Annotated in this window: 3 protein-coding genes; all 3 read left to right on the top strand. The window is 57.7% G+C overall.

Features of this window, described 5'->3' with window-relative positions; translation table 11 throughout:
• Positions 1-995 (top strand): YcaO-like family protein (locus tag WH277_RS00210; RefSeq protein ID WP_339503657.1); only part of this gene is annotated, 995 nt, incomplete at its 5' end.
• A 12-nt stretch (positions 996-1,007) separates the two neighbouring features.
• Positions 1,008-1,625 (top strand): hypothetical protein, encoded by a 618-nt coding sequence (locus WH277_RS00205; protein ID WP_339458490.1) that lies wholly within the window; start codon positions 1,008-1,010, stop codon positions 1,623-1,625.
• On the top strand, positions 1,626-1,826 hold a 201-nt coding region (locus WH277_RS00200; protein WP_339503655.1), incomplete at its 3' end, for a hypothetical protein.

The following is a 1,826-nucleotide window of genomic DNA, read 5'->3' as shown; positions in this document are numbered from 1 at the left end:
GTGCTGAGGGCGTTGCTGCCAATACGCTTCCTTGCTGCAGCGAGCAGGAGCTGGCGGACCCACTTTGTCCGGTGAAGCCAATAGATGACAGCTTGCCTTTGCGGTGGGTTGAAGGCTACTCGTTAACGGCAGACCGCCCGCGCAAAGTGCCGCTAATCATGTCTCATCTCTACGTCAGGCCCTGGGAAAGCGAACTGTTTTGGTTACCCATTTCCACCGGCGTCGCAGCTCATACCGATCTGACCATGGCGACCGTTACCGCGATCAACGAAATCATTGAGCGCGACGCGATTGCCCTGACCTGGCTGCTGCAAATGCCGCTGCCGCGTATTCGCTTCGATCAGCCCGTCCCGGATCGCCTGGAGGAGAAGTTTACCCGTCTGGCTACCAGCGGACTTGAACAGTACTTTTTCGACGCGACGACCGATGTCGGCGTGCCGACTGTCTATGGGCTACAGCTGCGGCCCGGACACCCGACCTCCGCCCAGTTTGTCAACTGTTCAACCAGTTTCGATCCCTGGGATAGCTGCGGCAAGATGATCCGCGAAAGCGCGATGGGCCGTTCGGTGCTGGAACACGAACTGTCTTTGCCGAAGGATATGCGCGATTTTATCGCGCTGGAACACGGCGCTGTTTTTATGGGGCGTGCGGAACAACGTCCCGCCTTTGATTTCCTGACCAACAGCAGTGGGGAAGTGGCGATTAGCCAGCTTCAGGCGGGCTTACCTCAGCAGCCGGCCGCACAGTTGAAGCAGCTGGTTGCCCGTTTTCGCCAGCTTGGCATGGATGTGGTGATCGTAGATATGACCACGGATGACCTGCGTGAGGCGGGGCTGCATGTCGTGCGTGCGGTAATCCCGGAGTTATTACCAATGACATCAAGCTATCGCGCCCGTTATCTCGGCCATCCTCGTTTGCTGCAACAGCAGCAACGGCTAAGCGAGCAAACAGGCGACAAGGTCACGATCAATCCGTGGCCGCAGCCTTTTGCATGAAGGAGAGTTGCCATGATTATTGTCAGTGAGACGGCGTTTGGTCATGAAGTTGCCGATTATCTGTGCCGGCAGGAAGGCTTTACGTCGCTGACGCTGGCCGCCGCGCTGGATCGTTCCTGGTACAGTAGCGAAACGCCGTTTGTCGGCATTGTGCTTACTGGCGGCGCGCCGGTTAAGCTTGAAGAGCTTACCGCCCGGTTACTGCAGGCGGGGATCCCTCATGCCTGCGTGGTGCTGAGCGATCATCAGTTACGCTGTGGTCCGCTGGTGGTGCCAGGAAAAACAGCCTGCTACGCGTGCACAACGAAGCGTCTTCTTAGCCTGGTGGAAACGCCGCGAACGGCGATGATGGACCTTAATTTACAGCGCTTTCACGAACAACAGCCGCATAACGCGTTACAGGGCTTTACGCCTGCGCTGGTGATGATGGCCAGTTTACGTTTGAAGCAGTATGCCAGCTTGCCGGAAGAGCAGTTTGGCAATCTGACGGCGGTCAGCTTCAGCAGCAACCGTACCGCCAGCAGTCATGTCGTCGCGCTGCACGGCTGCGATTGTCGCGGCAGCCGTCGTGTTTCGCAGGCGCAGGGAACAGCATTGCTGGCCAGCCATCTGAAGGGAGTCTTGCAGTAAATGAAAACCACGCATATGTCCACGCTACTATCAGGTGCGCAATTCAGGCAGCATCGCGATCTCTACGCTTTATTGCCACGGCGGCCAAAGCTGATCCCTGAGCTGATTTTTATCCCGGAAAATGCCACCCGCGTAGCGGTTTATGGCGCGCATCAGTCGCGGATTTTGACTTGCGCGCAGGGCATGAGCGCACTGGCGGCA

The sequence above is a fragment of the Erwinia sp. MYb416 genome, from assembly GCF_037479575.1.
GTDB classification, from domain to species: Bacteria; Pseudomonadota; Gammaproteobacteria; order Enterobacterales; family Enterobacteriaceae; genus Erwinia; species Erwinia rhapontici.
Note: the sequence above shows the minus strand (reverse complement) of the source record. Positions and strands in the feature narration are given on the sequence as shown.

What these genes read in the sequence shown, in the direction of transcription:
- WH277_RS00205 (WP_339458490.1), top strand. Translation starts at nt 1,008, where the DNA reads ATGATTATTGTCAGTGAGACGGCGTTTGGTCATGAAGTTGCCGATTAT.